This window comes from Microbispora sp. NPDC046933 (assembly GCF_040644635.1).
GTDB lineage: Bacteria > Actinomycetota > Actinomycetes > Streptosporangiales > Streptosporangiaceae > Microbispora.
In genome coordinates, this window is the sequence record NZ_JBEYWW010000014.1 from 28,388 (window position 1) to 54,278 (window position 25,891).

Annotated in this window: 27 protein-coding genes and 1 pseudogene; 13 read left to right on the plus strand and 15 right to left on the minus strand. The window is 73.1% G+C overall.

The annotated features are described in order from the left end of the window. Positions 1–156 precede the first annotated feature (156 nt). The 4 genes from sfnG to ABZ857_RS20130 all read left to right on the plus strand — a co-directional run bounded on the left by sfnG (position 157) and on the right by ABZ857_RS20130 (position 4,310). Entirely contained in the window at positions 157–1,290 is a 1,134-nt protein-coding gene (gene sfnG / locus ABZ857_RS20115; RefSeq protein WP_357044947.1) for a dimethylsulfone monooxygenase SfnG, read from the plus strand. A 4-nt stretch (positions 1,291–1,294) separates the two neighbouring features. Continuing rightward, positions 1,295–2,515 (plus strand): SfnB family sulfur acquisition oxidoreductase, encoded by a 1,221-nt coding sequence (locus ABZ857_RS20120; RefSeq protein ID WP_357044949.1) that lies wholly within the window; start codon positions 1,295–1,297, stop codon positions 2,513–2,515. A 74-nt stretch (positions 2,516–2,589) separates the two neighbouring features. After that, positions 2,590–3,141, plus strand: a complete 552-nt coding sequence (ssuE, locus tag ABZ857_RS20125) for an NADPH-dependent FMN reductase (protein WP_357044951.1) — start codon at positions 2,590–2,592, stop codon at positions 3,139–3,141. 11 nt (positions 3,142–3,152) lie between these two features. Then, positions 3,153–4,310 (plus strand): LLM class flavin-dependent oxidoreductase, encoded by a 1,158-nt coding sequence (locus ABZ857_RS20130; protein ID WP_357044953.1) that lies wholly within the window; start codon positions 3,153–3,155, stop codon positions 4,308–4,310. A gap of 168 nt (positions 4,311–4,478) precedes the next feature. Here the strand turns inward: ABZ857_RS20130 and fabI are convergent, their stop codons facing one another. Next, positions 4,479–5,243: an enoyl-ACP reductase FabI gene (gene fabI / locus ABZ857_RS20135; protein WP_357044955.1), complete on the minus strand. Its 765-nt coding sequence runs from the start codon at positions 5,241–5,243 to the stop codon at positions 4,479–4,481. 24 nt (positions 5,244–5,267) lie between these two features. After that, positions 5,268–5,972, minus strand: coding sequence for a 3-oxoacyl-[acyl-carrier-protein] reductase (gene fabG, locus ABZ857_RS20140; protein ID WP_079314918.1), 705 nt, complete (start codon positions 5,970–5,972; stop codon positions 5,268–5,270). Between the two features lie 77 nt (positions 5,973–6,049). Between fabG and ABZ857_RS20145 the strand changes: the two genes are divergently transcribed. Next, on the plus strand, positions 6,050–7,543 hold the full coding sequence (locus ABZ857_RS20145) for a TldD/PmbA family protein (protein ID WP_357044958.1): 1,494 nt from the start codon (positions 6,050–6,052) through the stop codon (positions 7,541–7,543). After that, positions 7,540–8,922: a metallopeptidase TldD-related protein gene (locus ABZ857_RS20150; RefSeq protein WP_357044960.1), complete on the plus strand. Its 1,383-nt coding sequence runs from the start codon at positions 7,540–7,542 to the stop codon at positions 8,920–8,922. Before ABZ857_RS20145 ends, ABZ857_RS20150 begins: the two co-directional genes overlap by 4 nt. A gap of 186 nt (positions 8,923–9,108) precedes the next feature. On the opposite strand, the gene ABZ857_RS20155 is transcribed toward ABZ857_RS20150, so the two are convergent. Further along, positions 9,109–10,206 carry an FAD-dependent oxidoreductase gene (locus tag ABZ857_RS20155; protein ID WP_357044962.1) on the minus strand — a complete coding sequence of 366 codons (1,098 nt, stop codon included), beginning with the start codon at positions 10,204–10,206 and terminating at the stop codon, positions 9,109–9,111. Between the two features lie 76 nt (positions 10,207–10,282). Beyond that, complete coding sequence (locus ABZ857_RS20160) at positions 10,283–10,732, minus strand: MarR family transcriptional regulator (protein WP_357044964.1); 450 nt, start codon at positions 10,730–10,732, stop codon at positions 10,283–10,285. A gap of 213 nt (positions 10,733–10,945) precedes the next feature. Here ABZ857_RS20160 and ABZ857_RS20165 point away from each other — a divergent pair. Continuing rightward, positions 10,946–11,041: pseudogene (locus tag ABZ857_RS20165) on the plus strand (oxidoreductase); the annotation flags it as partial. A gap of 149 nt (positions 11,042–11,190) precedes the next feature. Here the strand turns inward: ABZ857_RS20165 and ABZ857_RS20170 are convergent. After that, positions 11,191–11,406: a dodecin gene (locus ABZ857_RS20170; protein WP_357044966.1), complete on the minus strand. Its 216-nt coding sequence runs from the start codon at positions 11,404–11,406 to the stop codon at positions 11,191–11,193. Between the two features lie 85 nt (positions 11,407–11,491). Here ABZ857_RS20170 and ABZ857_RS20175 point away from each other — a divergent pair, with 85 nt between their 5' ends. Further along, a complete protein-coding gene (locus ABZ857_RS20175; RefSeq protein ID WP_357044968.1) occupies positions 11,492–11,815 on the plus strand; it encodes a DUF3099 domain-containing protein in 324 nt (107 codons plus the stop codon). A 308-nt stretch (positions 11,816–12,123) separates the two neighbouring features. Here ABZ857_RS20175 and ABZ857_RS20180 read toward each other — a convergent pair whose 3' ends face one another. From ABZ857_RS20180 to ABZ857_RS20195, 4 genes are all read right to left on the minus strand, one after another. Further along, positions 12,124–12,396, minus strand: coding sequence for a DUF6457 domain-containing protein (locus ABZ857_RS20180; protein ID WP_357044970.1), 273 nt, complete (start codon positions 12,394–12,396; stop codon positions 12,124–12,126). A gap of 11 nt (positions 12,397–12,407) precedes the next feature. Then, entirely contained in the window at positions 12,408–13,028 is a 621-nt protein-coding gene (locus tag ABZ857_RS20185) for an NTP transferase domain-containing protein (RefSeq protein WP_357044972.1), read from the minus strand. 52 nt (positions 13,029–13,080) lie between these two features. Then, on the minus strand, positions 13,081–14,070 hold the full coding sequence (moaA, locus tag ABZ857_RS20190) for a GTP 3',8-cyclase MoaA (protein ID WP_357044973.1): 990 nt from the start codon (positions 14,068–14,070) through the stop codon (positions 13,081–13,083). 255 nt (positions 14,071–14,325) lie between these two features. Beyond that, positions 14,326–14,748, minus strand: coding sequence for a YjdF family protein (locus ABZ857_RS20195; protein ID WP_357044975.1), 423 nt, complete (start codon positions 14,746–14,748; stop codon positions 14,326–14,328). Between the two features lie 281 nt (positions 14,749–15,029). Between ABZ857_RS20195 and ABZ857_RS20200 the strand changes: the two genes are divergently transcribed. Continuing rightward, positions 15,030–15,362 (plus strand): cupin domain-containing protein, encoded by a 333-nt coding sequence (locus ABZ857_RS20200; protein ID WP_357044977.1) that lies wholly within the window; start codon positions 15,030–15,032, stop codon positions 15,360–15,362. Between the two features lie 93 nt (positions 15,363–15,455). Here ABZ857_RS20200 and ABZ857_RS20205 read toward each other — a convergent pair whose 3' ends face one another. Next, positions 15,456–15,878, minus strand: coding sequence for a hypothetical protein (locus ABZ857_RS20205; protein ID WP_357044979.1), 423 nt, complete (start codon positions 15,876–15,878; stop codon positions 15,456–15,458). Between the two features lie 184 nt (positions 15,879–16,062). Here ABZ857_RS20205 and ABZ857_RS20210 point away from each other — a divergent pair, with 184 nt between their 5' ends. Further along, complete coding sequence (locus ABZ857_RS20210; RefSeq protein WP_357044981.1) at positions 16,063–16,578, plus strand: hypothetical protein; 516 nt, start codon at positions 16,063–16,065, stop codon at positions 16,576–16,578. Positions 16,579–16,611: 33 nt separating this feature from the next. Here the strand turns inward: ABZ857_RS20210 and ABZ857_RS20215 are convergent, their stop codons facing one another. Then, on the minus strand, positions 16,612–17,688 hold the full coding sequence (locus ABZ857_RS20215; protein ID WP_357044983.1) for a phosphotransferase: 1,077 nt from the start codon (positions 17,686–17,688) through the stop codon (positions 16,612–16,614). A 117-nt stretch (positions 17,689–17,805) separates the two neighbouring features. Between ABZ857_RS20215 and ABZ857_RS20220 the strand changes: the two genes are divergently transcribed. Then, positions 17,806–18,960: an RtcB family protein gene (locus tag ABZ857_RS20220; RefSeq protein ID WP_357044985.1), complete on the plus strand. Its 1,155-nt coding sequence runs from the start codon at positions 17,806–17,808 to the stop codon at positions 18,958–18,960. Here ABZ857_RS20220 and ABZ857_RS20225 read toward each other — a convergent pair. Next, complete coding sequence (locus ABZ857_RS20225) at positions 18,948–20,231, minus strand: cytochrome P450 (protein WP_357044987.1); 1,284 nt, start codon at positions 20,229–20,231, stop codon at positions 18,948–18,950. The two genes, ABZ857_RS20220 and ABZ857_RS20225, sit on opposite strands and share 13 nt — an antisense overlap. A 183-nt stretch (positions 20,232–20,414) precedes the next feature. On the opposite strand from ABZ857_RS20225, the gene ABZ857_RS20230 reads away from it, so the two are divergent. After that, a complete protein-coding gene (locus ABZ857_RS20230) occupies positions 20,415–20,783 on the plus strand; it encodes a DUF4267 domain-containing protein (protein ID WP_357044989.1) in 369 nt (122 codons plus the stop codon). A gap of 46 nt (positions 20,784–20,829) precedes the next feature. Here the strand turns inward: ABZ857_RS20230 and ABZ857_RS20235 are convergent, their stop codons facing one another. Then, entirely contained in the window at positions 20,830–22,017 is a 1,188-nt protein-coding gene (locus tag ABZ857_RS20235; RefSeq protein WP_357044991.1) for a cellulose binding domain-containing protein, read from the minus strand. A 189-nt stretch (positions 22,018–22,206) separates the two neighbouring features. Beyond that, a complete protein-coding gene (locus tag ABZ857_RS20240; RefSeq protein WP_357044993.1) occupies positions 22,207–23,355 on the minus strand; it encodes a cellulose binding domain-containing protein in 1,149 nt (382 codons plus the stop codon). Between the two features lie 150 nt (positions 23,356–23,505). Between ABZ857_RS20240 and ABZ857_RS20245 the strand changes: the two genes are divergently transcribed. Next, the gene (locus tag ABZ857_RS20245; RefSeq protein WP_357044994.1) at positions 23,506–24,519 is read left to right on the plus strand and encodes an NAD-dependent epimerase/dehydratase family protein; all 1,014 of its coding nucleotides are present in this window, start codon (positions 23,506–23,508) and stop codon (positions 24,517–24,519) included. A gap of 23 nt (positions 24,520–24,542) precedes the next feature. Here ABZ857_RS20245 and ABZ857_RS20250 read toward each other — a convergent pair whose 3' ends face one another. Beyond that, on the minus strand, positions 24,543–25,835 hold the full coding sequence (locus ABZ857_RS20250) for a hypothetical protein (RefSeq protein WP_357044996.1): 1,293 nt from the start codon (positions 25,833–25,835) through the stop codon (positions 24,543–24,545). Between the last annotated feature and the right edge of the window lie 56 nt (positions 25,836–25,891).

A 25,891-nucleotide genomic window follows, 5' to 3' on the forward strand; every position in this document is an offset into this window, starting at 1 on the left:
AGCCCAGGACGACGGGGCCGGGTGACAGGGCGGAGTGCCAGTGGTGGGGTTACAGGGCGGCCCTATCACTCCCCCGCCGATCGCGTGTGGAACTCCCGGCATGGCCGCCGTACGATCCCTATTGTTCGAGTAGGAAATGCCTGGAAGGGGTCCTTCGTGTCCGCGAACGTCAGTCCCGAGCCACTGCGGTTCGCCTACTGGGTGCCCAACGTCAGCGGCGGGCTCGTCACCAGCACGATCGAGCAGCGCACCGACTGGAGCTACGACTACAACCGGAAGCTGGCGGTGCTCGCGGAGAACAACGGCTTCGAGTACGCGCTGTCCCAGGTGCGCTACATGGCCAGCTACGGCGCCGCGTTCCAGCAGGAGTCGACGAGCTTCAGCCTGGCGCTGCTGCTCGCCACCCAGCGGCTGAAGGTGATCGCCGCCGTGCACCCCGGCCTGTGGCACCCGGCGGTGCTGGCCAAGCTGCTCAGCACCGCCGACCACCTCTCGGGCGGCCGGGCCGCCGTCAACGTGGTGAGCGGCTGGTTCAAGGGCGAGTTCACCGCCCTGGGCGAGCCGTGGCTGGAGCACGACGAGCGCTACCGCCGGGCCGAGGAGTTCATCCGCGTCCTGCGGGCGAGCTGGACCGAGGACAAGGCGCGGTTCCAGGGCGACTTCTACCGGCTGCACGGCTACGACCTGCAGCCCAAGCCGCTCTCTGGGCCGGACCGCCCGCACCCCGAGATCTTCCAGGGCGGCAACTCCACCGCGGCACGCGCCATGGCGGGCCGGGTCTCCGACTGGTACTTCAGCAACGGCAAGGACTTCGACGGCGTCACCGAGCAGATCGAGGAGGTCGGGGCGGCCGCGCGGGCCCACGGCCGCCGGGTGCGCTTCGGCCTGAACGGCTTCCTCATCGCCAGGGACACCGAGGCCGAGGCGCGCGAGACGCTGCGCGAGATCGTGGCCAAGGCCGACGTCCAGGCCGTGCACGGGTTCCGCGACGCGGTCCGCCAGGCGGGGCAGTCCACCCAGGACGGGCGGGGGATGTGGGCCGACTCCTCGTTCGAGGACCTGGTGCAGTACAACGACGGCTTCCGCACCCGCCTCATCGGCACGCCGGAGCAGATCGCGCACCGGGCCATCGAGTACAAGAAGCGCGGCGTCGACCTGCTCCTGCTCGGCTTCCTGCACTACCACGAGGAGGTCGAGTACTTCGGCCGCCACGTGCTGCCCATCATCCGCGAGCTGGAGGGCGAACTCGCGGCGAAGGGCGCCTTCCCGGTGGAACCGGCCCGGGCCTGATCCCATGACCGATCTCACCCACGCACCCGTTCGCCCATTGGGGACCGCGCACGTCGTCACCGGCGACGAGGAGGCCCTCGCCGTCGCCGCCGAGCTCGCCGGGCGGTTCGCGAACGGCGCGGCGGAACGGGACGCCCGCCGCGAACTCCCGCACGCCGAGCTGGCCGAGCTGTCGGCGAGCGGCCTCCTGGGCGTCACCGTCCCCCGCGAGCACGGCGGCGCCGACGTGCGGACCGCCACACTGGCGGAGGTCGTCCGCCTGCTCGCCACCGCCGATCCCAATATCGCCCAGATCCCGCAGAGCCACTTCGTGTACGTCAACGTGCTGCGGCAGCAGGGGTCCGCGGCGCAGCGGGAGTTCTTCTTCGCCGAGGTCCTGGCGGGCAGGCGGTTCGGCAACGCCCAGTCGGAGGCGGGCACCCGGCACGTGCAGGACTACCGCACCCGGCTGCGTCCCGCAGAGGACGGCGGCTTCGTCCTCGACGGCGTCAAGCACTACTCGACCGGGGCCCTGTTCGCCGACTGGATCACCGTGCTGGCCAAGGACCCCGCCGACCGGCTCGTCGTCGCGTACGTGCCCGCCGGCGCGCCCGGCCTCACGGTCGTGGACGACTGGGACGGCATGGGCCAGCGCACCACGGCCAGCGGCACGGTCCGGCTGGAGGGCGTGCGGGTGCCGGCCGACCGCGTGGTCCCCCATCACCTGACCTTCACCGGGCCGCAACTGCACGGCGCCCACGCGCAGCTGCTGCACGCCGCGATCGACGTCGGCATCGCCCGCGCAGCGCTCACCGAGGCCGCCGAGTTCGTCCGCACCCGCAGCAGGCCGTGGTTCGAGAGCGGCCTCGACCGCGCCGCCGACGACCCCCTGACCATCCAGCGCTTCGGAGAGCTGGAGGTCTCCGTACGGGCCGCGGAGGCGCTGCTGGGCGAGGCGGGGCGCGCGGTCGACCGGGCGCGGGAGCGGCTCGACGACGAGACCGCGGCGGCGGCGTCCATCGCGGTCGCGACGGCGAAGGCGTTCGCCGACCCGGCGGCCGTCGAGGTGACCGATGCCCTGTTCGAGGTGTCCGGCACCAGGTCGGCGCTCGACTCGCTCAACCTGCACCGGCACTGGCGCAACGCCCGCACCCACACCCTGCACGATCCGGTGCGCTGGAAGATCCAGCACATCGGCCGGTACGCGCTGAACCGGACCCCGCCCCCACGGCACGGCCTGATCTGATCCGCCCCACCTGAACAGGCCCCACCCGAATCCGGCCCCACCTGAATCCGGTCCGAACCGACGGAGGTTCCGCCATGTCCGCCATCGTCGTCCTGTCCGGCAGTCCCTCGCCGGTCTCCCGCACCGCGGCGCTGTGCGCACACCTCGCCGACCGGCTGCGTCTCCCCGGCCACGAGGTCCGCACCGTGCACGTGCGCGACCTGCCGGCGGAGGCGCTGCTGTCGGCCGACACGGGGCACCCGCGGATCGCCGAGGTCGTCGGCCTCATCGGCGAGGCGGACGGCGTGCTGGTCGCCTCACCCGTGTACAAGGCCGCCTACAGCGGGCTGTTGAAGACGCTGCTCGACCTGCTGCCGCAGTTCGCGTTCGCGGGCAAGGTCGTGCTGCCGGTCGTCACCGGCGGCAGTCCCGCCCACGTGCTGGCCATCGACTACGCGCTCCGCCCGGTCCTGACCTCGCTCGGGGCCGACCACGTCGTGCCGGGATGGTTCGTTCTCGACCGGCATATCGCGATCCGCGACGGCGAGGCCGGCCTCGACCCGGAGCACGCCGCCCCGCTCTATCGCGTGGTCGACGCCTTCGCGTCCGCGGTGGCCGCGCGCAGCCCGCTGCTGGCCGCGTCCTGAGGAGAACCCCCATGACACTGACCTTCCACTGGTTCCTGCCCACGTACGGCGACAGCCGGCACCTCGTCGGCGGCGGGCACGGCACGGACATCACCACAGCCGGCGGGGACCGGCCGGCCACCCTGGCGTACCTGGGCCAGATCGTGCGCGCCGCCGAGCAACTCGGATTCGACGGGGCCCTCACCCCGGCGGGCGCCTGGTGCGAGGACGCCTGGCTGACCACCGCCATGCTGGTCGCGGGCTCCGAGCGGCTGAAGTTCCTGGTCGCCTTCCGGCCGGGGCTGCTGTCGCCCACGCTCGCCGCGCAGATGGCCGCCACGTTCCAGCGGCACTCGGGCGGCCGCCTGCTGGTCAACGTCGTCACCGGTGGCGAGGACCACGAGCAGCGCGCCTACGGCGACTTCCTCGCCAAGGACGAGCGCTACGAGCGCACCGACGAGTTCCTCACGGTCGTCCGCGCCCTGTGGCGCGGGGAACGGGTCACCCTGGAGGGCAGGCACGTCAGCGTCGCGGACGCCGCGCTGAGCCGGGTGCCGTCCCCGGTCCCGGCCGTGTATTTCGGCGGGTCGTCACCGGCCGCCGGACGGGTGGCGGCGCGGCACAGCGACGTCTACCTGACCTGGGGCGAGCCGCCCGCGCAGGTCGCCGAGAAGCTCGCCTGGATCCGCCGGGAGGCCGCCGCGGCCGGGCGGGAGGTGCGGTTCGGCATCCGGCTCCACGTGATCACCCGGGACACCTCGGCGCAGGCGTGGGCGGAGGCCGATCGCCTGCTGTCCGCCCTGGACCCGGCGGTGATCATGTCAGTGCAGGCCGGTCTCGCACGCAGCGGGTCGGAGGGGCAGCGGCGGATGCGGGCGCTGCACGGGGGCCGCACGGACGCGCTGGAGGTCTCGCCGAACCTGTGGGCCGGGGTGGGCCTGGTCCGCGGCGGCGCGGGCACGGCCCTGGTGGGCAGCCACGTCGAGGTGGCAGAGCGGATCGAGGAGTATCACGCTCTCGGCATCGACGAGTTCGTGCTGTCGGGCCACCCGCACCTGGAGGAGGCCTACTGGTTCGGCGAGGGCGTCCTGCCCCTGCTGCGCCGCAAGGAATTGTGGCGGCACCCGGTGGACGCGCCCGACGACCCGCTCCCGGCCGCCATCCCGTTCGCCGGCACCGCGTCCCGATGAGATGTCCCGATGAGGCGTCCCGATGAGGCGTCCCGATGAGGCGTCCCGATGAGGCGTCCCGATGAGGCGTCCCGATGAGATGTCCCGCTCCCGCGGGCCGCGGCAGGATTGCGAGCCGCCGCGACCCGTCGGCCCGCGGAATCTCAGGAGCCGGGGAGCGGACCGCCGTCAGGCGCCCATGGCGTGCACGCCGCCGTCGACGTGGACGATCTCGCCGGTGGTGGCGGGGAACCAGTCGGACAGCAGCGCGACGCACGCCTTGGCGGCGGGGGCGGTGTCCGCCAGGTCCCAGCCGAGCGGCGCGCGCTCCGGCCAGGAGTCCTCGAACTCCTTGAACCCGGGGATGCTCTTGGCCGCCATCGTGCGGAGCGGGCCGGCGGCGACGAGGTTGACCCGGATGCCGTGCTTGGCGAGGTCGCGGGCGAGGTAGCGCGAGCAGGACTCCAGCCCGGCCTTGGCCACGCCCATCCAGTCGTAGACCGGCCACGCCTTGGTCGCGTCGAAGTCCAGGCCGACGACCGCGCCGCCCTCCTTCATCAGCGGCAGGCACGCGACGGCCAGCGACTTGAACGAGAACGTCGAGATGTGGATCGCCGTGGCGACGTCCTCCCACGAGGTGTTGAGGAAGTTGCCGCCCAGGCAGGACTGCGGGGCGAACCCGATCGAGTGGACGACCCCGTCCAGCCCGTCGAGGTGCGCGCCGACGCGGTCGGCGAGCGTGTCGAGGTGATCGTTGTTCTGGACGTCCAGCTCGATCACCGGCGGCGGCTCGGGCAGCCGCTTGGCGATGCGCTCGACCAGGCTGAGGCGGCCGAAACCGGTCAGCACGACCTGGGCGCCCTCCTCCTGGGCCAGCTTCGCGACGTTGAAGGCGATCGACGAGTCGGTCAGGACGCCGGTGACCAGCAGTCGCTTCCCGTCCAGCAAACCCATGTCCAGCTCCAGTCTGTCGTTCGCTCAGTGGCCCATGCCGAGGCCACCGTCGACGGGGATGACCGCCCCGGTGATGTACGAGGCGTCGTCGCTCGCCAGGAATCTGACGACCCGCGCGATCTCCTCCGCCTGCGCCTGCCGCCCGAGCGGGATGCTCTTGCGGATCTGCTCCTGCTGCGCCTCGTCGAGCACCGCGGTCATGTCGGTCTCCACGAATCCCGGCGCGACCACGTTGACTGTGATGCCGCGCGAGCCGAGCTCGCGGGCCAGCGACCGGCCGAAGCCGACCAGCCCGGCCTTGGAGGCGGCGTAGTTGGTCTGGCCGGCGGAGCCCGACAGGCCGACGACGGAGGAGATCAGGATGATGCGCCCGCGCCGCATCCGCAGCATGGGCCGCACGGCCCGCTTGGCGACGCGGTAGGCGCCGGTCAGGTTCGTGTCGATGACGTCGGTGAAGGTCTCCTCCTTCATCATCGGCAGCAGCGTGTCCTTGGTGATCCCCGCGTTGGCGACGACCACCTCGACCGGGCCGTGCTCGGCCTCGGCCTTCTCGAAGGCGGCGTCGACGTCGGCGGAGCTCGTCACGTCGCAGCGAACCCCGAACAGCCCCTCCGGGGGCTCGCCGGAACGGTAGGTGACGGCGACGGCGTCCCCCGCGGCGGCGAGCTCGCGGGCGATCGCGAGGCCGATGCCGCGATTTCCGCCGGTGACGAGAACAGAGCGAACCATGCGACCGACCGTATCGGCTACTTGGGGGTAGTCCACTTGTCCGCAGGGCACAAGATCACAGGGTTAGGATCGTGGACATGCGCCAGATCGACCCCGACTTCCTCGCCCTGCCGCTGCGGCGGCTGGCGGACGCGGCCCTGCAGCGCGCCCGTGACCTGGGAGCCGAGCACGCCTCGTTCCGGCTCGAACGCGTGCGCGCCGAGACGCTGCGCCTGTTCGACGCCCGGCTCGAGGGGTCCTCGGACGCCGACGACCTCGGCTTCGCCGTACGGGTGATCAAGGATGGCACGTGGGGCTTCGCGTCCGGGATCGAGCTGACCCCGGAGGCGGCCGCCCGGGCCGCCGAGGAGGCCGTGCGGGTGGCGGCGGTCAGCGCGCCGATCAACCGCGAGCCGGTGGAGCTGGCCCCCGAGCCGGTGTACGACGACGTGACCTGGGTGTCGGCCTACGAGGTCGACCCGTTCGACGTGCCGCTGCCGGACAAGGCGGCGCTGCTCGCGGAGTGGTCGTCCGGCCTGCTGGGCCGGGTCGACCACGTCTCGGCCTCGCTCATGCAGGTCAAGGAGCAGAAGTTCTACGCCGACACGGCGGGCACGGTCACCACGCAGCAGCGCGTGCGGCTGCACCCCGTCCTGACGGCGATGCGGGCCGACGGCGACCGGTTCGACGACATGCGCACGCTGGCCCCGCCGGTCGGCCGGGGGTACGAGTACCTGACCGGCACCGGCTGGGACTTCCCCGCCGAGCTGGCCGAGATCCCCGACCTGCTGGACGAGAAGCTCAAGGCGCCCTCGGTCGAGGCCGGGCCGTACGACCTGGTGGTCGATCCGTCGAACCTGTGGCTGACGATCCACGAGTCGATCGGCCACGCGACCGAGCTCGACCGGGCGCTCGGCTACGAGGCGGCCTACGCCGGCACCTCGTTCGCCACCTTCGACCAGCTCGGCACCCTGCAGTACGGCTCGCCGGTGATGAACGTGACGGGCGACCGCACGGTCGAGCACGGCCTGGCCACCGTCGGCTGGGACGACGAGGGCGTGGCCGGCCAGTCGTTCGACATCGTCCGCGAGGGCACGCTGGTGGGCTACCAGCTGGACCGGCGGATGGCGCTGCTGAAGGGCCTCGGGCGGTCGAACGGCTGCGCGTTCGCCGACTCCCCCGGGCACGTGCCGATCCAGAGGATGGCCAACGTGTCGCTCCAGCCGGCGGCGGACGGCCCCTCCACCGACGAGCTGATCTCCCGGGTCGAGCGCGGGATCTACGTCGTCGGCGACAAGAGCTGGTCGATCGACATGCAGAGATACAACTTCCAGTTCACGGCGCAGAGGTTTTACACGATCGAGAACGGCCGCCTGGCCGGGCAGCTGCGCGACGTGGCCTACCAGGCGACGACCACGGACTTCTGGCGCTCCATGGAGGCCGTCGGCGGCCCGGAGACGTACGTGCTCGGCGGCGCCTTCAACTGCGGCAAGGGCCAGCCGGGCCAGGTCGCGCCGGTCAGTCACGGCGCTCCCGCCGCCCTGTTCCGCGGCGTACGGATCCTCAACACCGTCCAGGAGGGTGGCAAGTGAGCGACGGGGTGACCACACCGCAGGAGACGGTGGAGCGGGCGCTCGCGCTGAGCGAGGCGGACGGCTGCGTCGTCATCGTGGACGAGGGCTCGACCGCCAACCTGCGCTTCGCCGGCAACACGCTGACGACCAACGGGGTCGCGCGCTCGTCCCGGCTCACCGTGATCTCCGTCGTGGGCGCCGGGACGGGGGTCGTCTCGCGCTCCGCCGTACGGGCCGACCAGCTCGCGGACGTGGTGGCGGCGGCGGACCGCGCCGCGCGGGAGGCCCGGCCGTCGGAGGACGCCCGGCCTCTGGTGGAGGGCACCGCCGGTGCGGACTGGGAACGCCCGGTGGAGCCGACCTCCATCGACGTCTTCGCCGCGTTCGCGCCCGCGCTCGGCGAGGCGTTCGGCGCCGCCGAGGCCTCCGGCCGCAGGCTGTACGGCTTCGCCGAGCACATCATGACCTCCACGTTCGTCGGCTCGTCCGCGGGCCTGCGGCTGCGCCACGACCAGCCGACCGGGCGGCTCGAACTGAACGCCAAGTCGGCGGACATGACGCGCTCGGCGTGGACGGGCGTGGCCACCCGCGACTTCTCCGACGTGGACGTGGCCGCCCTGGACGAGACGCTCACGCGGCGGCTCGACTGGGCCAAGCGGCGGATCAGCCTGGAGCCGGGCCGCTACGAGACGCTCCTGCCGCCGACGGCGGTCTCCGACCTGATGATCTACCTGTACTGGTCGGCCGGCGCGCGGGACGCCGCCGACGGCCGTACGGTGTTCTCCCGGCCCGGTGGCGGCACCCGTGTTGGCGAGCGGCTCTCGACGCTGCCGATCTCGCTGCGCAGCGATCCGGCGCGGGCCGGCGTCGAGTGCGCGCCGTTCGTCGTCGCGCACTCCTCCAGCCGGGAGCAGTCGGTCTTCGACAACGGCCTGCCCCTGGCCCGCACCGAGTGGATCAGCGACGGCACGCTGGCCAACCTCGTGCAGACCCGGCACTCCGCCGAGCTGACCGGGCTCGCCACCACCCCGCAGATCGACAACCTGATCATGACGGGCCCCGAGGGCGGCCGCTCGCTGGAGGAGATGATCGCCTCGACCGAGCGGGGCCTGCTGCTGACCTGCCTGTGGTACATCCGCGAGGTCGACCCGCAGTCGCTGCTCCTGACCGGGCTGACCAGGGACGGCGTCTACCTCGTCGAGAACGGCGAGGTCGTGGGCGAGGTCAACAACTTCCGGTTCAACGAGTCGCCGGTCGACCTGCTCGGCCGCCTCACCGAGGTCGGCGCGAGCGAGCAGACGCTGCCGCGCGAGTGGAACGACTGGTTCACCCGCGCCGTCATGCCGCCGGTCCGGGTGCCCGACTTCAACATGTCGACGGTCAGCCAGGCCAGTTAGCACGGTGACTGGAAACGGTCACCACGCGCGGTCCACAGAGCCGGTTGAATGTGCCCGTCTCTTCCGTGCGCTCAGCGGCAGAACATGGCAGTCGACCTTGAGCGTCCGATCGCGGATTCAGTGGCCGGATTCAGGCAGGATCGCGTTCGCGTCGATTCCCGTCGTGGAGCGATGACGAGCTTGCCTTCATCCGCGGCTGAACCGTTCGCCGAAGCGGGCGGTGAACAGGTCGGCGCCCTTGCGTTGAGAGACCGTTTCGGTCGTCGCCGGCGCGACGCCGCCGGGCACCGGCAGCTGGCCGACACCTCGACGCGGGCCGAGCGGAAGCAGGATCCTCTGGTGCGGCGTCGGCGTGTGGACGGCTTTCGGCCGCTCGCCGGCGAGCTGGGCTCTGAGGTTCTCGGCCACTACCTGCGCCTGCACCTGGGCGTACGACGCCATCTTGGGGTCGGGGAGGTCGGCGATGTCGCCGAGGGCGTAGACGTGGTCGTATCCCTGGACGGTGAGCCGGTCGGTGACCGGCACCGTCGCTCGCGCGGTCAGCGGCGTGAGTTCGCCGTCGGTCAGGTAGTCGCTGGTGATCCGCACCCCGAACGCCTGGAACCAGATGTCCGCGCTGATCTCGTTGCCGGCGTCGGTGGTGGCGGTGAAACGCCCGGCCCGGCCGGCCTCGGTCGGGGGCGGCGCGGTCAGGGTGGCGCCCAGCAGCACGGTGATGCCGAGCTCGCCGAGCTGGCGGTGCAGCTCGGCGCGTACTTCGGGAAGGAAGCCGGGCAGGAGGCTTTCGGCCTTGCTGACGATGGTCACGTCCTTGTCCGGCCAGACCTCTTTGATCTCCCCCGCCAGTTCCAGCCCGACCGGGCCGGAGCCGAGGATCAGGACACGGCCGGCGCCGGACAGCTCCTTGTGTGACTCTCGGAGATCGTCGAGCGCCTGGGCGATGGTCGTGGCGGATGGCTTCGGCTTGGCGGGAAAGGGGTAGCCGGAGCCGGTCGCGAGAACCAGATAGTCGGCCTCGACCCGGTCGCCCGACGCGAGCGTCACCCCGGCCGGATCCACCGAGGTGGCCCGGTCACGGATCACCCGGCCTCGCTCGAGCAGAGTGTCGAACGGGAAGAAGATGTTGGCCGCCCAGTCGGGTTGGGTCAGCGCCCGCAGCGACCCCGCCGCGTTGACAAATGCTTCCCGTGGGTCGATGAGGACGACGTCCCCGGCGAGATCCAGCGCCTTGGCGACCAGGGAGCCGCCGTATCCGCCGCCGACCACCGCAACCGTACGCGTCATTGCTGCACGCCCCCACAAATAGAAAGTTCGGTCACCGAACAATATTAGTTCGGTGACCGAACTTCAAGGGCGGCGCTCAGATCTCCATGAAGATCATCGAGACCTTGTTGTCGTCGGCGACGCGGCCGAGCAGAGCCGCGAGCGTCGTGCGCTCGTCCTCCGTCAACGAGACCGCCAGCTGCTCGATCCGCCGGGACCCGTCAGCGTAGAACTTGTCGGCGACCTCCCGGCCGTGCGACGTCAGCGCGACCGACACCGCCCGCGAGTCGCCGGGGTCGACCTCGCGCCGCACCAGACCGTTACGCTCGGCGTAGTTGACCATGCCGCTGACCGTCGACTTGGCGAGGCCCATCACGGTGCCGAGCTCACCCATACCGCACGGCCCCGGCCGTAGAACACACAGGAACTGTCCCTGCTGGGGCGAGAAACCGAACTCCCGGCTGGCCTCCGTATAGGCCGCATTCACCAGAAACGCAACCCGCGCCAGAGCGGTCGTGAGCCCCAGCCGGCCCTCTCTTCTACCCACGTGACCAGCTTACGGCCCACCACGCTCCGCAAAGATTCTCAACCGGCCGCGTGCGCGCAGGAACCAGTCGAGCAGAAACACCGCGATCCGGTCGTTCATCAGCCCGAACGGCGCGGCGACCGTGACGAGCCGGTCGGCGCCCGGGGTGCCTTGGTTTCCGGCAGCGCGGTGTCCTCGGTGGCGAACCACAGGTAGACCGCCGCCAAGGCGCCGGCGAACCTGCTGTTCACCGTGGAACTGCAGCGCCGCCTCACCGAGGCCGGTTCGCCGGTGCTCGCGACGGCCGCGCACCCCGGCATGGCGGCCACACCCTCGTCGGGCACCTCGAGAACGAGGGGCGCCGGTCACCCTCGGTGAGCTCCAGTGCCGGCCGAGCGCTCCCCGGGCCGCCCGGACGCGAGCTACCGCTTCAACCGGCTCTGCGGACCACGCAGGTGACCGTCTCCAGTGACCAGGTCTTACCCGGCGTCCTCAAGGCGGAAGCCCACTTTCATGCCGACCTGGAAGTGGGCCACCTCGCCGTCCACGATGTGGCCGCGCACCTCGGTCACCTCGAACCAGTCCAGGTGCCGCAGCGTCTGGGCGGCCCGCCTGACGCCGTTGCGGATGGCCTGGTCGACGCTCTCGGCCGAGGTGCCCACTATCTCGGTCACCCGGTAGGTGCGATCCGACATCACGTCCTCCTGCCTGTGCCTGTCGCGTGATCGTATCCCCGTGCGGGCGTCACCCCCGCCTCCCCCGGGGTCTACCGTGGAAACCGTGAATCCATGGCGCTGGTTGAGAAAAGACCGCCCGGTCGTTCACCAGGTGACGGACGCCCAGCCGTCGCTGTCCGACGACGTGCGCAAGCGGGAGATCAGCTACCTCATCAAGATGGGCATCCGCCTCGTCTGCCTCATTCTGGCCGTGGCGGTGCCGGCTCCCTGGCCCGTCAAGGCCCTGTTCGTCGCGGGGGCGGTTCTTTTGCCGTACCTTGCCGTCATCGGGGCCAATCAGAGAGGTCACGAGCCTCCTCCGCCCCCAGGTTTTACCTCGCCTAACCAAAACGAGATACCACGCCATCGACGCGAGATCGGGTCGTGACAAAGTCTTGACGCAACCCAAGGGTTGGAGGTGTACAGTTTAGCCAAGCGCTCTGGTCCCCCGTCGGAGCGCTGGTGCCGGCGTTCCGGGCCCCCGTCGGAACGCCGATGAAGCGGCGCCGGGTGGTTTGCCCCCGTAACCACCCGGCGCCGCCCTTTTCCGACGACTTTGCACAGGCCTCGACTCAGCACAGGTCTCACGGACCGGCCGTCGCGGTCGTCTCCGGGAGGGGACGGCCCTTCCGCCGAGCGGCCCCCGGCGCCCGCCCTTCCCCTCTACGCGGCGCGCCGGGGCCGTGGAAGCCGGCGTCAGGAGTCGGGGGTGTCAGTGGTCGCACGCGTCTCCGCGGTCGCCTCCGCCCAGTCCTTCGCCATCCGCGACACCCGCTCCACCGCGTCCGGCGGCGCGGTGCCGGCCCCCTGCGCCAGCCCCACCAGGTAGGCGGTCAGCGGGGCGGCCGGCCGCGCCACATTGTGCGCCACATCCCTGGTCAGGTCCAGCAGCGCGGTCCGGTCCACCCGGGCGGGGTCGATGCCCAGCTCGCGGCAGACCAGCGCCGTCCATTCCTCCAGCACGTTCACGCGCACTCCCTTCACCCGCGTTCCCGGGCCCGCTCGCGGGCCGCGCGGAGATCGTCGACAGTGTCGCAATCGAACCACGGCGGGGTCTCGCCGGGCGCCACCGGAGGGCGCACGGGCGCCGGCTCCAGCGGGCCGAGCAGCCCGCGCAGCGACCGGCCCCGGTACGCGCCGAGCGCGGACCGCAGCGCCGCCGTCCGCCACGCACCGGTCAGCCACTGCTCGCGGCCCTCGTCGTCCACGAGCACCGCGCCCGCGCCGCCCTCCGGCACGGCCGCCAGGAGCGCCGCGACGTGGCCGGCGACGACGAACGGCAGGTCGGCGGCGAGCAGGACGACCAGTGGGAGCGTCACCTCGGCGAGCCCCGCGCGCAGCGCCGGCACCGGTCCGCCGCCCGGCGGGTCCTCGCGGGTGAACAGCACGCCCGGCATGTCCCTGGGCGGGCCCACCACGACCACGGCGTGTGCGTCGCGGACCGCCGCCGCCACACGCTCGACGAGGGGCAGCCCGCCGACGAGCGCGCCCGGCTTGTCCGCGCCACCGAGCCGCTCGGCCCGGCCCCCCGCCAGGATCACGGCGTCGTACGGCGGCACGCCGGCCGCCTCACCGGCACCGGTTCCAGGACGGGGACGCACGGGTGCTCCCTGGACTCTCTCGCGGGCTCTCTCGGGCTCTCTCTGGGCTCCGTCAGCCGCCGATGGCCGACATCGGGCGGGCCGGCTGGAGGAACGCGGGGTCGTCGATGCCGTGCCCGGCCCTCTTCCCCCGCACCGCCGCGACCCACCGCGCCGCCAGCTCCTCGTCCGAGGCGCCCGCGCGCAACGCCGTACGCAGGTCGGACTCCTCGGTGGCGAACAGGCAGTTGCGGACCTGGCCGTCGGCGGTGATGCGGACGCGGTCGCAGGCGCCGCAGAACGGCCGGGTGACCGAGCCGATCACGCCCACCCGGTGCGGGCCGCCGTCCACCAGGAACAGCTCGGCCGGGGCGCTGCCCCGCTCGCGCGGGTCGTCCTCGGTGAGGTCGAAGGAGTCCTTCAGCAGCCCGAGGATCTCGTCAGCCGTGATCATGTCGTCGCGGCGCCAGCCGTGCTGGGCGTCGAGCGGCATCTGCTCGATGAAGCGCAGCTCGTACCCCTGGTCGAGGCAGTAGCGCAGCAGCGGCGCGGCCTCGTGCTCGTTGACGCCGCGCATCAGCACGGCGTTGACCTTGACCGGCGTGAGCCCCGCCGCCGTCGCCGCGGCGAGCCCGTCCAGCACGTCGCGCAGCCGGTCGCGGTGCGCGAGCCGGGCGAACACGTCGCGGTCGAGCGTGTCCAGCGAGACGTTGACGCGGTCGAGGCCGGCCCGCGCGAGCGGCTCCGCGAGGCGGGCCAGGCCGATGCCGTTGGTCGTCAGCGACACCTGGGGGCGCGGGCGCAGCGCGGCGGTCGCGGCGACGATCTCGGCGAGCTCGCGCCGCAGCAGCGGCTCGCCACCGGTGAAGCGGACCTCCCGGATGCCGAGCCGCTCCACGCCGATCGTCACCAGGCGGATGATCTCCTCGCCGGTGAGCAGGTCGGGCTTGGGCAGCCAGTCGAGGCCCTCGGGCGGCATGCAGTACGCGCACCGCAGGTTGCACCGGTCGGTCAGCGACACCCTCAGATCGGTCGCGACCCGGCCGAACGAGTCAACCAGCACGAGAGGACCTCCAACCCCAGAGAGCCTCAAGCCTAAGCCCTGCCGTCACGATGGCGGCAACCTCGGTCTCCCCGCCGTGATTCCCGCACCCCGGGACGGAAGGGGGGGCCGTCCGCGGGGCGGGTTCGCGGCGGCGCGCCTCCTCGGCCGTTTCGCCGCCCCGGCCGCGACCGGCCGGCGGACCCCCTCCTCCGGCTGCGAACGAACCCCCGGCTGCGACCGGACCTCGGGCGGCGCGTCCGTCTCCGCGTGAGATCAGCGGTCGCGGCGGCGCTCGACGCGCTTGCGGCGGGCCACCTCGCGCCGGTGCTCGGCCAGCGCGCGCTCGCGTTCGCGCCGGTTCACACGCGCCTCGCTCCTGGTGCTCTCCAGTTCGAGCCGCAGCGCCTCCTGCGCCGCCGTGCCGCGCCGCTCGACCCGGGCCGCCGCGCGGGCGGCCAGCTTGGCGGCCCGCTTGGGATTGACCCGCCGCTCCCCCCGCTCCCCCACCCGTACGGCGGGGGCCGCCTCGGCGCGTTCGAGCAGGGCGACCCCATGCCGCATGAGGAACTCGTACAGCTCGGGGTCGGTGGGTTCCGAGCCGAGGACGAACCGGGTCGCGCGAAGCTCGCCGTCCTCGACGATCTCCAGGACGCCCACCCAGAACGGGCTCTCGAAGTAGACGGACAGGGAAACCACGATGCCTCCACAGGTATGCCGACTGGCGGCTTGGCGAAGCCGCTTTCCGGCACACCGGACATCCTCCGAGGCTCCCCGAGGGGACACGAGAGGCGGATACGAGACCGCCGGCACCGGTTCGGATCGACCGGGGGCCGGCGGGTGCCCGGGCTACCGACCGGGACCGCGTTTTCGTGTGCGCAGCCCAGCTTAACGGCCACGTCCCCGCCACGGCCATCGCCTTTCCCGGGCGCCGAATGGAGCCGGGGAAGCCTGGGGAAGCCTGGGGAAGACTGATGGGCATGGAGCCGATCTCTCTCGACGCGCGGGCCAGGGAACTACTCGAACGCGCCGCCGCCGCTTCCGGCGGGCGCGCGGCCGACACCGTGCACGGCGGCCACGAGCAGGCGCTGCGCCAGACGCTGCTCGCGCTCACCGCCGGCACCGGCCTCGCCGAGCACGAGAGCCCGGGTGAGGCGACCCTGCTGGTGCTGCACGGTCATGTACGGCTGAGCAGCGGCGACGCCTTCTGGGAGGGACGGTCCGGCGATCTGCTGGCCATCCCCGACGCACGGCACGCGCTCGACGCCGTCGAGGACAGCGCGGTCCTGCTCACGGTCGTCAAACGCCCCTGACCTCGCCCGGCAAGCGATCTCACCGGCTCCCCGCGCCAGTCGCCGGCCTCTGACGGCTCGCCTCTCCGGCCGCGGGCGGCCCCCTGCGCCTTCTCACACCGCCTGGAGGACCCAGCCGAGAGCGAGCAGCGACAGGACCTTCACGACCTCCAGCGCCACGTAGTACAGGTGCGCCCTCGACCTGTGCCGCGCCGGGTCCTCCCCTGCCAGGACGCGGTCCGACCTGCGGTTGAGCGACGGCCGTACGACGGCGAGCTGGGTCACCAGGACGATCGAGGCGACCGCCGTGAGCACCGCCACCGCCACGCCGGGCGCTCCGGTCGCGACCGCCGCGATCACGACGACCGCCAGCACGACCTCGGCGGCGTTGAGGGCGCGGAAGACGAGACGGCCGATGCCGAGCCCGATCGGGATCGTCACCCCCGGCGCGCGGAACTTCAGGGGCGCCTCCATGAAGGAGATCGCCAGCACCATCCCGAGCCAGACGAATACGGCGGCGGCCGCTATGGAGTTCATCGTCTCCGCGCCTCCCCGGTCCATGCGCGTTCTGACACGCCGGGCGGCCCCGGCGGGCGCCGCCATTGTCCCGCCTCCGCGGTCCGGCCCCCGGCCCGGGTCCCGGGCTCCGCTCCGGCCGCCGCCGCCGCCGTGCCTGTCTGTCACAAGTGGGCCGCAAGAGCGTCGAGACAGTCTCAAGGGCGTGAATCACGACACGGAGGGCCGCGTCCGGATCGGCCCGTGGTTGATCGCCTGGCATCCGGCGTGGTGGGCCTCCCTGCTGTGCCTGGTGGCGGCGGTGCTGCTGTTCGTCTTCGTCGAACCCGCCGACTGCTACGGCCCGCCGTGCGCGTCCGACAGCTCCAACTACGACCGGGCGGCCAGGGTCTTCACCGCCGTGGCGCTGGCGGCCTACTTCTGGGCGTACGGGCAGTGGCGCAGGCTCGGGCGGCACGAGAGGAGCGCGTCCGACGCCGAACGTGTGCTGGTCGTGCTCTTCGGCCTGATCCTGGCGATGGCGCTGTGGCCGCTGTATCCGCCCACGTCCCGCTGCGGCCCGCCCGCCGCCGCCCTGACCCCCTGGTACGGCGACCGGAACGGCCGGCTCCCCGACGCCTGTGCGGAATCTCTCGACCAGCGCCAGACCCAGCTCATCCTGCTCGGCCTGCTGGCGATCCCGCCGGCGGTCGCGGCCGCCAGAGACGCGGGCGGGAGATAGGGACGCGCTACGGGGCCTCGGCCCCGGCGGGGCCTATCGCCAGCCGGTCCGCTGCCGCAGCCAGGCGAGCGCCGCCCGGCCCTGCGCGAGCTGGAACGCGCGGAGCGTGGGCAGGCCCGGCGGCGGCGGGAGGCTTCCCCGCTGCAGGAAGAAGCCGGTCACGGCGGCCAGGACCGCGGTGACCGCGTCGCCGTCCGCCTTCGCCGCGACCGGGTGGCCGTCGAAGACCTCCGCCGGCGGCGGACCGCCCTGCATGGCCACGCTCGGGAGCATCCCGAGCAGGTCGAACCAGGGGGTGGTCAGGCACGCCCAGGGCCAGTCCACCACGTACACGCGTCCGTCCGCGGTGAGCAGCAGGTTGTCGGCCCGGAGGTCGGCGTGGGCCAGCGTGTCGCCCTCCGCCGCCCGATCCCAGGCCGCCTCCAGCTCCGCCAGCCGGTCCAGGTGCCGCCGGGCCCACGCGGCGTCAGATCCGTCCACACCGAGTCCGTCCACACCGAGTCCGTCCACACCGGGGCCGTCCACACCGGGGCCGTCCGGGCCGGCGGCCAGCCGCCGCCATCCCCGGTACTCCTCCGCGAACCGCTCGGCGGCCGGCGGCACGGCCACGGGCGCGGGAGTGAGCGACTCGGCCAGCTCGGCCATCGCGTCGAGCACGAGGTCCAGTTCGGCCGGATCCCAGGGCTGGGCCGGCGACCGTCCCTCGACGTCCTCGAAGAGCAGGACCACCCAGCCGTCCTCGTCGAAGGACGCGAGCAGCCGGGGCGCGGGCGCCGTGGCCGGCAGCGCGGCGGCCACCCGGGCCTCCGAGCGGTGGATGCCGGGGCTGAGCGGGTTCGGCTCGGGCCCGACCGCCTTGACGAAGGCCCGGCCGCCGCCCGCGAGCCGCAGGCGGGCCGCCACGCCCGGCGAGAAGCCGCCGGGCTGGGTGACGGCCCCGGTCACGCGGTCTCCGAGGTGCCGCTCGACGGCCAGCCGCAGGTGCGCGGGCACCGCGGTCCACGGCAGCCGTACGCCGCGGGCGGGTGGGGGCGGGCCGTCCTCGCCGCCACGGCGATGCCGCTCCTCCTCCTCGTCCTGACCACCGGGGTCGCGGGAATCGTGGCTCATTTCGGCATGATGGACGGCGGGCGGGTAGGGCGGCAAACGAGTTTCCGCGCGATATTCGGTTGGGATTCCCGCCCGGCGCCCGGCACAGTGGATCTCGACCGAGGAGGGGATCCAACCATGCCGAAGCACATCGCCCCGAAGGTGCTGTCCTGGGCGAGCGAGATCGACGACGGGACGATCGTCCAGGCCGCCCGGGCGGCGCGCCTGCCGTTCGTGCCCGGTCACGTCGCGCTCATGCCGGACGCGCACGTGGGCATCGGCGCGACGGTCGGCTCCGTGATCCCCACGGAGGGCGCGATCATCCCGTCCGCCGTCGGCGTGGACATCGGGTGCGGCATGGTCGCGACCGAGACCACGCTCACGGCCGCCGACCTGCCCGACTCGCTCGACCCGCTGATGCGGCTGGTGGAGCGGCGCATCCCGGCGGGCGTGGGCAAGGGGCACGACGACCGCGCGGTGGACCGCGCGCTCGGCGAGCTGGGCCGGCCGCACACCGGCCTGACGCCCAAGCAGGAGAACACGGTGGCATGCCAGTTCGGGACGCTCGGCTCGGGCAACCACTTCGTGGAGGTCTGCCTCGACGAGCGCGACCGGGTCTGGACGGTGCTGCACTCGGGCTCGCGCGGGATCGGCAACCAGCTCGCCACCGCGCACATCAACGGCGCGAAGCGGCTCATGCGGCGCCTGGAGATCGGCTTGGAGGACTACGACCTCGCCTACTTCACCCAGGGCACCCCGGAGTTCACCGCGTACATCGAGGACATGCTGTGGGCGCAGCGCTACGCCATGGCGTCGCGGGCGCGGATGGACAGGGTGCTGAGCGAGGCGCTGTTCCGCGTCGTCGGCGCCGGTACGCGGGTACGGACGATCAATTGCCACCACAATTTCACCCAGATGGAGACCCATCAGGGCCAGCAGCTGTGGATCACCCGCAAGGGCGCGATCAAGGCGGACACCGGGGACGAGGGCGTGATCCCGGGCTCGATGGGCACCCGGTCCTACATTGTGCGCGGACGGGGCAACCCGCTGTCGTACAACTCCTGCTCGCACGGTGCGGGGCGCAGGATGTCGAGGAGCCGGGCCAAGCGTGAGCTGTCGCCGGCCTCGCTCAGGGAGGCGATGCGCGGCCGGACCTGGAACGCCGACCGGGCCGCCGCCCTGGTCGACGAGCACCCCGAGGCGTACAAGCCGATCGACCAGGTGATGGCGGACCAGAAGGACCTCGTGGAGGTCCGGCACACGCTGCGCCAGGTCTTCAACTACAAAGGATGAACGGAGGGGCGCCGCCGTTCCGCCCCCACAGGCTCGCGGGTCACGGCCGCGCCGGCCGGACGCAGGACGAAGCCGCTCGCCACCCGGGCCGGGATCCGGTACGGCGAGACGCCGAGGTCCTGCTCCGGCACGGTGTAGTCCAGCCGGGCCAGCCGCGGCGCGAGGGCCTCCAGCAGGCCCACGACGACGGGCTCGCCCGGGCACCGGTGGCCGGCCGCCGGGTCGCCCCCGCCCTGCGGGATCAGGTCGTACCGGCCGATCTCGCGCCCGATGAAGCGTCGCGGGTCGAACGCGCACGGGTTCGGCCAGAGCGCCGGGTCGTGGTTCTGGCCCCAGATGTCGAGCAGCACGAGCCAGTCGGCCAGGATCTGCTCGCCCTTCCAGGTAAGGTCCGTGACGGCCTTGCCCGCCACGAACGGCGCGAAGGGGTAGAAGCGCCGCACCTCGTGCGCGAACGCCTCGGCGTACGTGCCGTCGGCGTCCTCGGCCAGGCGGACGCGGTTGACCGGCCAGCAGTGCAGCGCGTGCGCGGCGAACGCGAGGAACCAGCTCACGGCGACGGTGGGGCGCACCAGGTTGAGCAGTTCGACCGCCGCGATCCGGGGCGCGAGCGGCTCTCCGTCGGGCTCCGTGTGGCGGGCGGCCACGGCGAGCGCCGAGGTGTCCGGCACCCGCAGGGCCCCGCGCCGCACGTCCTCGACCAGTCCCGCCAGCCACGCCTCGCGCCGCCTGCGGGCGCCGCGGGCCCGCCAGTGCCGCGGGCCCGGTGACCCGAAGCCGTCGACCAGCGCGACGAGGTCCGCGGCGAGAGGTTCGGCCTCCTCCTCGGCGAGCGGGATGCCCGCCCACCGGCACGCCCCCCGGGTGATGACGCGGGCGGCCTCGTCGAGGAGCACGACCTCTCCCCTGTCCGGCCAGGTCGCCACCGCCGCGTCCCACGCCGCGGTGGTCTCGCCCACCAGGGCGGCGACGCTCCGCGGCGTCATCAGCGACATGAACATGTCCTTGCGCGCCCGGTGCGCGGCCTGGTCGAGCGTGTGCACCGCGCCGTGGCCGAACAGCGTGCTCTTGATCGGCTCGGGCAGCGCGGGAGCCCGCTGGACGTGGTTGTCGTCGTAGAAGAAGCGGACGGCGTCCGGCCCGCGCAGCACGACGGCGCGCCGGCCCATCAGCCGGGTGTGGACCATCTCCCCCTGGGTCTCCCGCCAGCGGGCCAGCAGCCAGGCGTAGCCCTCGAACAGCAGGAGCAGCGTGGTGTCGAGCAGCGGCATACCGTGCTGCCTGCCCCGAATCACCCCCCGAAAACGGCCGACCCCGCCGGCCCGGGCGCCGGGCCCGCACGCCGTCCGCGGGGCATGTCTCGACACGACCAGGATTCTAGCGCCGCTAGCGTTGTTGCCGCCGCTCTGTTATCTTCGCTCTTGTTCCTAGCGTTGCTAGCAAGGAGATGTGGCGTGACCACCACCGCATACGCACTGGCGATCGTGCTCGACCTGCTCGTCCTGTTCATCGGAGCCCGCTTCCTGCTCCAGCCCCGCGCTGCCGCGGCGGGGTACGGCGTGCCCGCCGTCCCGAACGGCGACGCGGCCTATCTCACGATCAAGGGACTGCGGGACGCCACCTTCGGCGTCCTCGGCCTGGCCCTGCTGGCGGGCGCCGGCGCCCGCGCGGAAGCCTGGTTCATGCTCGTCGTGGCGCTGGCGCCGCTCGGCGACACCGTGATCGTGCTACGGCACGGCGGCACGAAAGCCGTCGCGTTCGGCATTCACTTCGCCACCGCGGTCGTCGTCCTCATCAGCGCCGCCCTGCTCTTCGCCGTGTGAGAACCGTGGGAGAACCGACCGCGGTGGGATCCGGCCCGTACGGCGGTCAGCCGCGGAGGCAGGTGCCGCCGTTCAGCGTGAAGCCGGTGGGCTCGGGGTTGGCGCCCGCGAGGGAACCGTTGAAGCCGATCTGCAGGGACGCCCCGCTCTGGATCACCGAGTTCCACGGCATGGCCGCGGCGGTGACGTCCTTGCCGGACTGGGACCAGGTGGCCGACCAGCCGTTGACGACCTTCTGTCCCGCGTCGGGGAGGACGAAGCGCAGCGTCCAGCCGTTCATCGCCGTCTGACCGAGGTTGGTGATCGTGACGGTGGACGTGAAGCCGCCGGACCACGACCACGAGGTGTACTCGACCCTGCAGCCGACCGGGCGCGGCGAGTGCGTGGGGTAGTCGACCGGCACCGTGGCCGTCACCAGGTCGGACGGCAGGCTGAGGTTTCCCGCGGCGTCCTTGGCCACGACGAAGTAGACATACGACTGACCGGCGGTGAAGTAGACGTACTCCTGACCGGGGGTGGAGTTGAAGCCGCTCTCGGTGAAGGACCGGGCCGTGCTGGGCAGATCCCTGCCCGCCCGCGTCCAGCCGGTGTCGGTGCGCCGGTAGACGTCGTAGCCGGTGACCTCGACGTCGTCGGTGGACGGCGTCCAGCAGAACGACGTGCCGTTGAAGTCGGGCAGGCAGTCGGCCTGCATCCCGGTCGGCCTGGTCGGCGGCGTCGTGTCACCCGTGGGAGGGGTCGGCGTCACGTTCACGCCGGAAATCGCCGGGGTGCTGAACGGCGCGGAGGGCGGGCTGGTGTTCCCGGCGGCGTCCTTGGCGACGACGTAGAACGTGTAGGTCCGGCCGTGGACCAGCCCGGTGACGACGGCCGTCGTCCGGGAGGTGGAGGCCACGGGCGAGAAGCCGTCTTCTCCGAGGAGCATCACCGTGTATTCGGTGACCCCGACGTCGTCGGCGGACGCCGTCCAGCACAGCCCGACGACACCCTGGAAGCTTCCGCTCGGGGGCGGGGGCGGCGGGCACGCCCGCAGGCCGCCGGGGGCCGTCGGCGCCTTCACATCCGCCCCCGGTGACGGCGACGGCGACGGCGAGACGGTCCGCATCGCGTGGACGGCGTGTAATCCGGCCGCGCCGCCCGCGAGCACGGGCGGCGCTGCGATGTTGGCCGCCAGCAGCGCGGCGGCGACGGTGCCCGCCGCGGTCCACGCGGCCGGCCACGGCAGTCTGGACAAGACCCACCCCTCCGGGACGACGATCCCCCGACGGCATCGCCCGGATCATCCGTCGCCGGGCCGTGCCCGTCAAAGGCCACTCGCGTCCACGCCCGTCGTCCCTCAGGGACCGTGAAATTTTCAGACGGGCCGCGGCCGCCGTCACGCGGTGAACGAACCGGCCGCGGCGGGATCCGGCCCGTACGGCGGTCAGCCGCGGATGCAGGTGCCGCCGTTCAGTGTGAAGCCGGTGGGCTCGGGGTTGGCGCCCGTGGAGGTGCCGGTGAACCCGATCTGCAGGGACGCGCCGGGCTGGATCACCGCGTTCCACGACGTGTTCGCGGCGGTGACGTCCTTGCCGGACTGGGACCAGGTGGCCGACCAGCCGCTGGTCGTCTTCTGTCCCGCGTCGGGGAGGACGAAGCGCAGCGTCCAGCCGTTCGTCGCCGTCTGGCCCAGGTTGGTGATCGTCACGGTGGCCGTGAAGCCGCCGCCCCAGGGCCACCAGTCGTACTTGATCTTGCAGCTGACCGGGGGCGGCGAGTACGTCGGGAAGCCCGCCGACGCCACGGTCGTCACCAGATCGGACGGCAGGCTGAGGTTGCCCGCGGCGTCCCTGGCCACGACGAAGTAGACGTACGTCTGGCCGGTGACGAGGTTGCCCTCCGTGAAGTGCCGGGCGGTGGCGGAGGCCGTGCCCGCCCGCGTCCAGCCGGTGTCGGTGCGCCGGTAGACGTCGTAGCCCGTGACGCCGACATCGTCGGTGGACGGCGTCCAGCAGAAGGACGTGCCGCGGAAGTCCGGCAGGCAGTTGGCCTGCATCCCGGCCGGCCTGGTCGGCGGGGTCGTGTCGCCCGTGCCGGGGCTCGGCGAGACCGACATGCCGGTGACCGCCGTGGTGCTGAACGGCGCGGTGGGCGGGCTGGTGTTGCCGTCGGCGTCCTTGGCCACGATGGAGAAGGTGTAGGTGCGGCCGATGGTCAGGCCGGTGATCACGGTAATCGTGGACGTGGTCGAGGTCGCCTTGACGAAGCCGTCCGGGGTGAGGCGGTAGACCTCGTAGCCGGTGACGCCGACGTCGTCGGTGGACGCCGTCCAGCACAGGCCGACCACCCCCTGCGGCGTGCCGCCCGTCGGCAGGGGCGGCGGGCAGGGCCGCACCTCGCCCGGCGTCGTGGGCGTACCGGCGGGACCGGTCCCGGTCGGCTGCGGCGACGGTTCGCCCGCGGAGGCGGAAGCGGCGTACGCCGTCGTCACACTCGTCGCGAGGACGGGCGGCGCTGCGATGTTGGCCGCCAGCAGCGCGGCGGCGACGGCGCCCGCCGCGGTCCACGCGGCCGGCCACGACAGTCTGGACAAGACCCACCCCTTTGGCACGACCCGCCGACGGCATCGCCCGGATCATCCGTCGCCGGGACGGGCACGTCAAAGGCCGCTCGCGTCCGGGCCGGTCATTCCGTAAGGAACATGAAATTTTCAGCGGAGCGGGCCGTTGTTACCGTCACGGGGATGAAGATCGTGGTCACCGGCGCGGCCGGTTTCATCGGGAGCCGCGTCGCCGGGCTGCTGCGGGACGCCGGGCACGAGGTGCGGGGATTCGACCTGCGCGGCGGCGAGGACGTCACGGCCGGTGACGTGCGGGACGAGGACGCCGTCGGCCGCGCCCTCGACGGCGCCGACGCCGTCGTGCACCAGGCGGCCAAGGTCGGCCTCGGCGTCGACGTGTCCGACCTGCCGGACTACGTGTCGGTCAACGCCCTCGGGACCGCCGTGCTGCTCGCCGCGATGGCGCGGCACGGGGTCGCCCGGCTGGTGCTGGCGTCGTCGATGGTGATCTACGGCGAGGGCGTCTACGACTGCGCGGAGCACGGCCGCCTGCGCCCCGGCCCCCGGGACGAGGAGGACCTGGCCGCGGGGCGGTTCGAGCCGGCGTGCCCGCGCTGCGGGCGGGCGCTGACGCCGGGGACCGTGGACGAGGACGTCCCGGCCGATCCCCGCAACGCGTACGCCACGAGCAAGCTCGCCCAGGAGCACCTGGCGGCCGGCTGGGCCCGCGAGACCGGCGGCGCGGCGGTCGCCCTGCGCTACCACAACGTGTACGGCCCCGGCATGCCGCGCGACACCCCCTACTCGGGGGTGGCCGCGATCTTCCGGTCCGCGCTGGAGGCCGGACGGCCGCCGCTGGTGTTCGAGGACGGCGGCCAGCGCAGGGACTTCGTCCACGTCGCGGACGTCGCGGCGGCCAACCTCGCCGCGCTCGACGCGCTGGAGTCCGCCCCGCCCGGGCGGCTTCGCGCGTACAACGTGGCCAGCGGCGAGCCCCGCACGATCGGCGACCTGGCGGACGCGCTGAGCGCGGCGCGGGGCGGGCCGGCCCCCGAGGTCACCGGCCGCTACCGGCTCGGCGACGTGCGGCACATCGTGGCCTCCCCCGACCGCGCCGCCGCCGACCTCGGCTTCCGGGCCCGGGTCCGGTTCGCCGACGGCATGCGGGAGTTCGCCCACGCCCCGCTGGCCGGCTGACGTACGACTCGATCCCGGCTCGCTCACCAGGGCGACCGGACGAAGCCCTGCAGCAGCAGGCCCGCCATCGCCTGCGCGGCGAGCAGGCGGCGGTCTCCCGCACACCCTGCTCCCATACACCCGGCTCCCGTACGCCCCGCCACCGCGACGACCCACAGGGCGTACGGCAGCCAGATCCGCTCCACCTCACCCCGGGTGACGCCGCTGACGTCGAGGGCGAGCACCGCGGCCAGCGCCGCCACGGGCAGGATCCGCTCCCCGGCCCGCCCCGGCGCCACCAGCCCCACGGCGGCGGCCGGGCCGGTCACCAGGGCGAGCACGGCCAGGTCGGCGACCAGGAAGTACAGGTACGGCCGGGCCGCGCCGGGATCGGCCGCCCACTCGGCGTGGGTGGCGAGCACTCCGGCGGGCCACCAGAACCCCCCGGCGGCGAACAGGGCGCTCACCGCCGCCATCCCGGCCAGACAGGCGGCCACGGTCGTACGCGGCACCCCCGCCGCGACGGCCGCCACGAGGGGGACGAGCAGGTAGGGCACCAGGCCGTAGCTGAGGTAGGGCAGCGCGCCCAGGGCCAGCCCCGCGCCGAGGCCGAGCGCCACCCGGCCCGCCCGGCTCCGCGCGCCGAGCACCAGCAGCGCCGTCCCCCACGCCCCCACGCCCGCGAAGAACGCGTCCATGGTCGTCGCGATCCACACCGCCGCCGGGCACAGGGCGAGGTACGGCAGCGCCCGCCTGGCCGCCTCCTCCCCCGCCACGCGCCACACGGCCAGCCCGATCGCGGCCGTGGCCGAGCACCCGGTCACGACCACGAGGACGGCGGCCCAGAACGGCCCCGGCAGCCCGGCGGCGGCCAGCGCCCACAGCACCAGCACCGGCAGCGGCGGATGGCCGCGCACGTGCGTGGGGTAGGCCGGCAGGGCGCGGGTGAACCCGGCGAGCCAGCCGAGGGGGTCGTCACCCACGGCCCCGAGCCCGGCCAGGTACTCCTGGGGGTGGGTGAACGGCCACGCCAGCCCCTCCCCCGACACGGCCAGCAGGACCGTCCACGCGAGCGACGCGGCGAAGGCCGCCGCCAGCGCCGCGCGCATCGGCAGGTGCGCGGTCAGCCGGGGCAGCGCGGGGACCGCGACCGCGGCGAAGGCCGCCGCCGGAAACAGCGCGAGCGTGGGCAGCCGCGCCAGCGCGTGCAGCGGCGGGAGGTGGTCGATGCGCAGCGCCCCGCGGGCGTGCAGCAGACCGCCCACGGCGAACGCGCCCGCCACCAGCGCCGCCCAGGCCGCCAGCGCCCGCCGCCCCGCGATCCACCGTGCCGTCACGACCGACACCGTAGGCGCGCCGGGGCCGCCCTCCCGCCCCGTGGACGGCCCCGTAG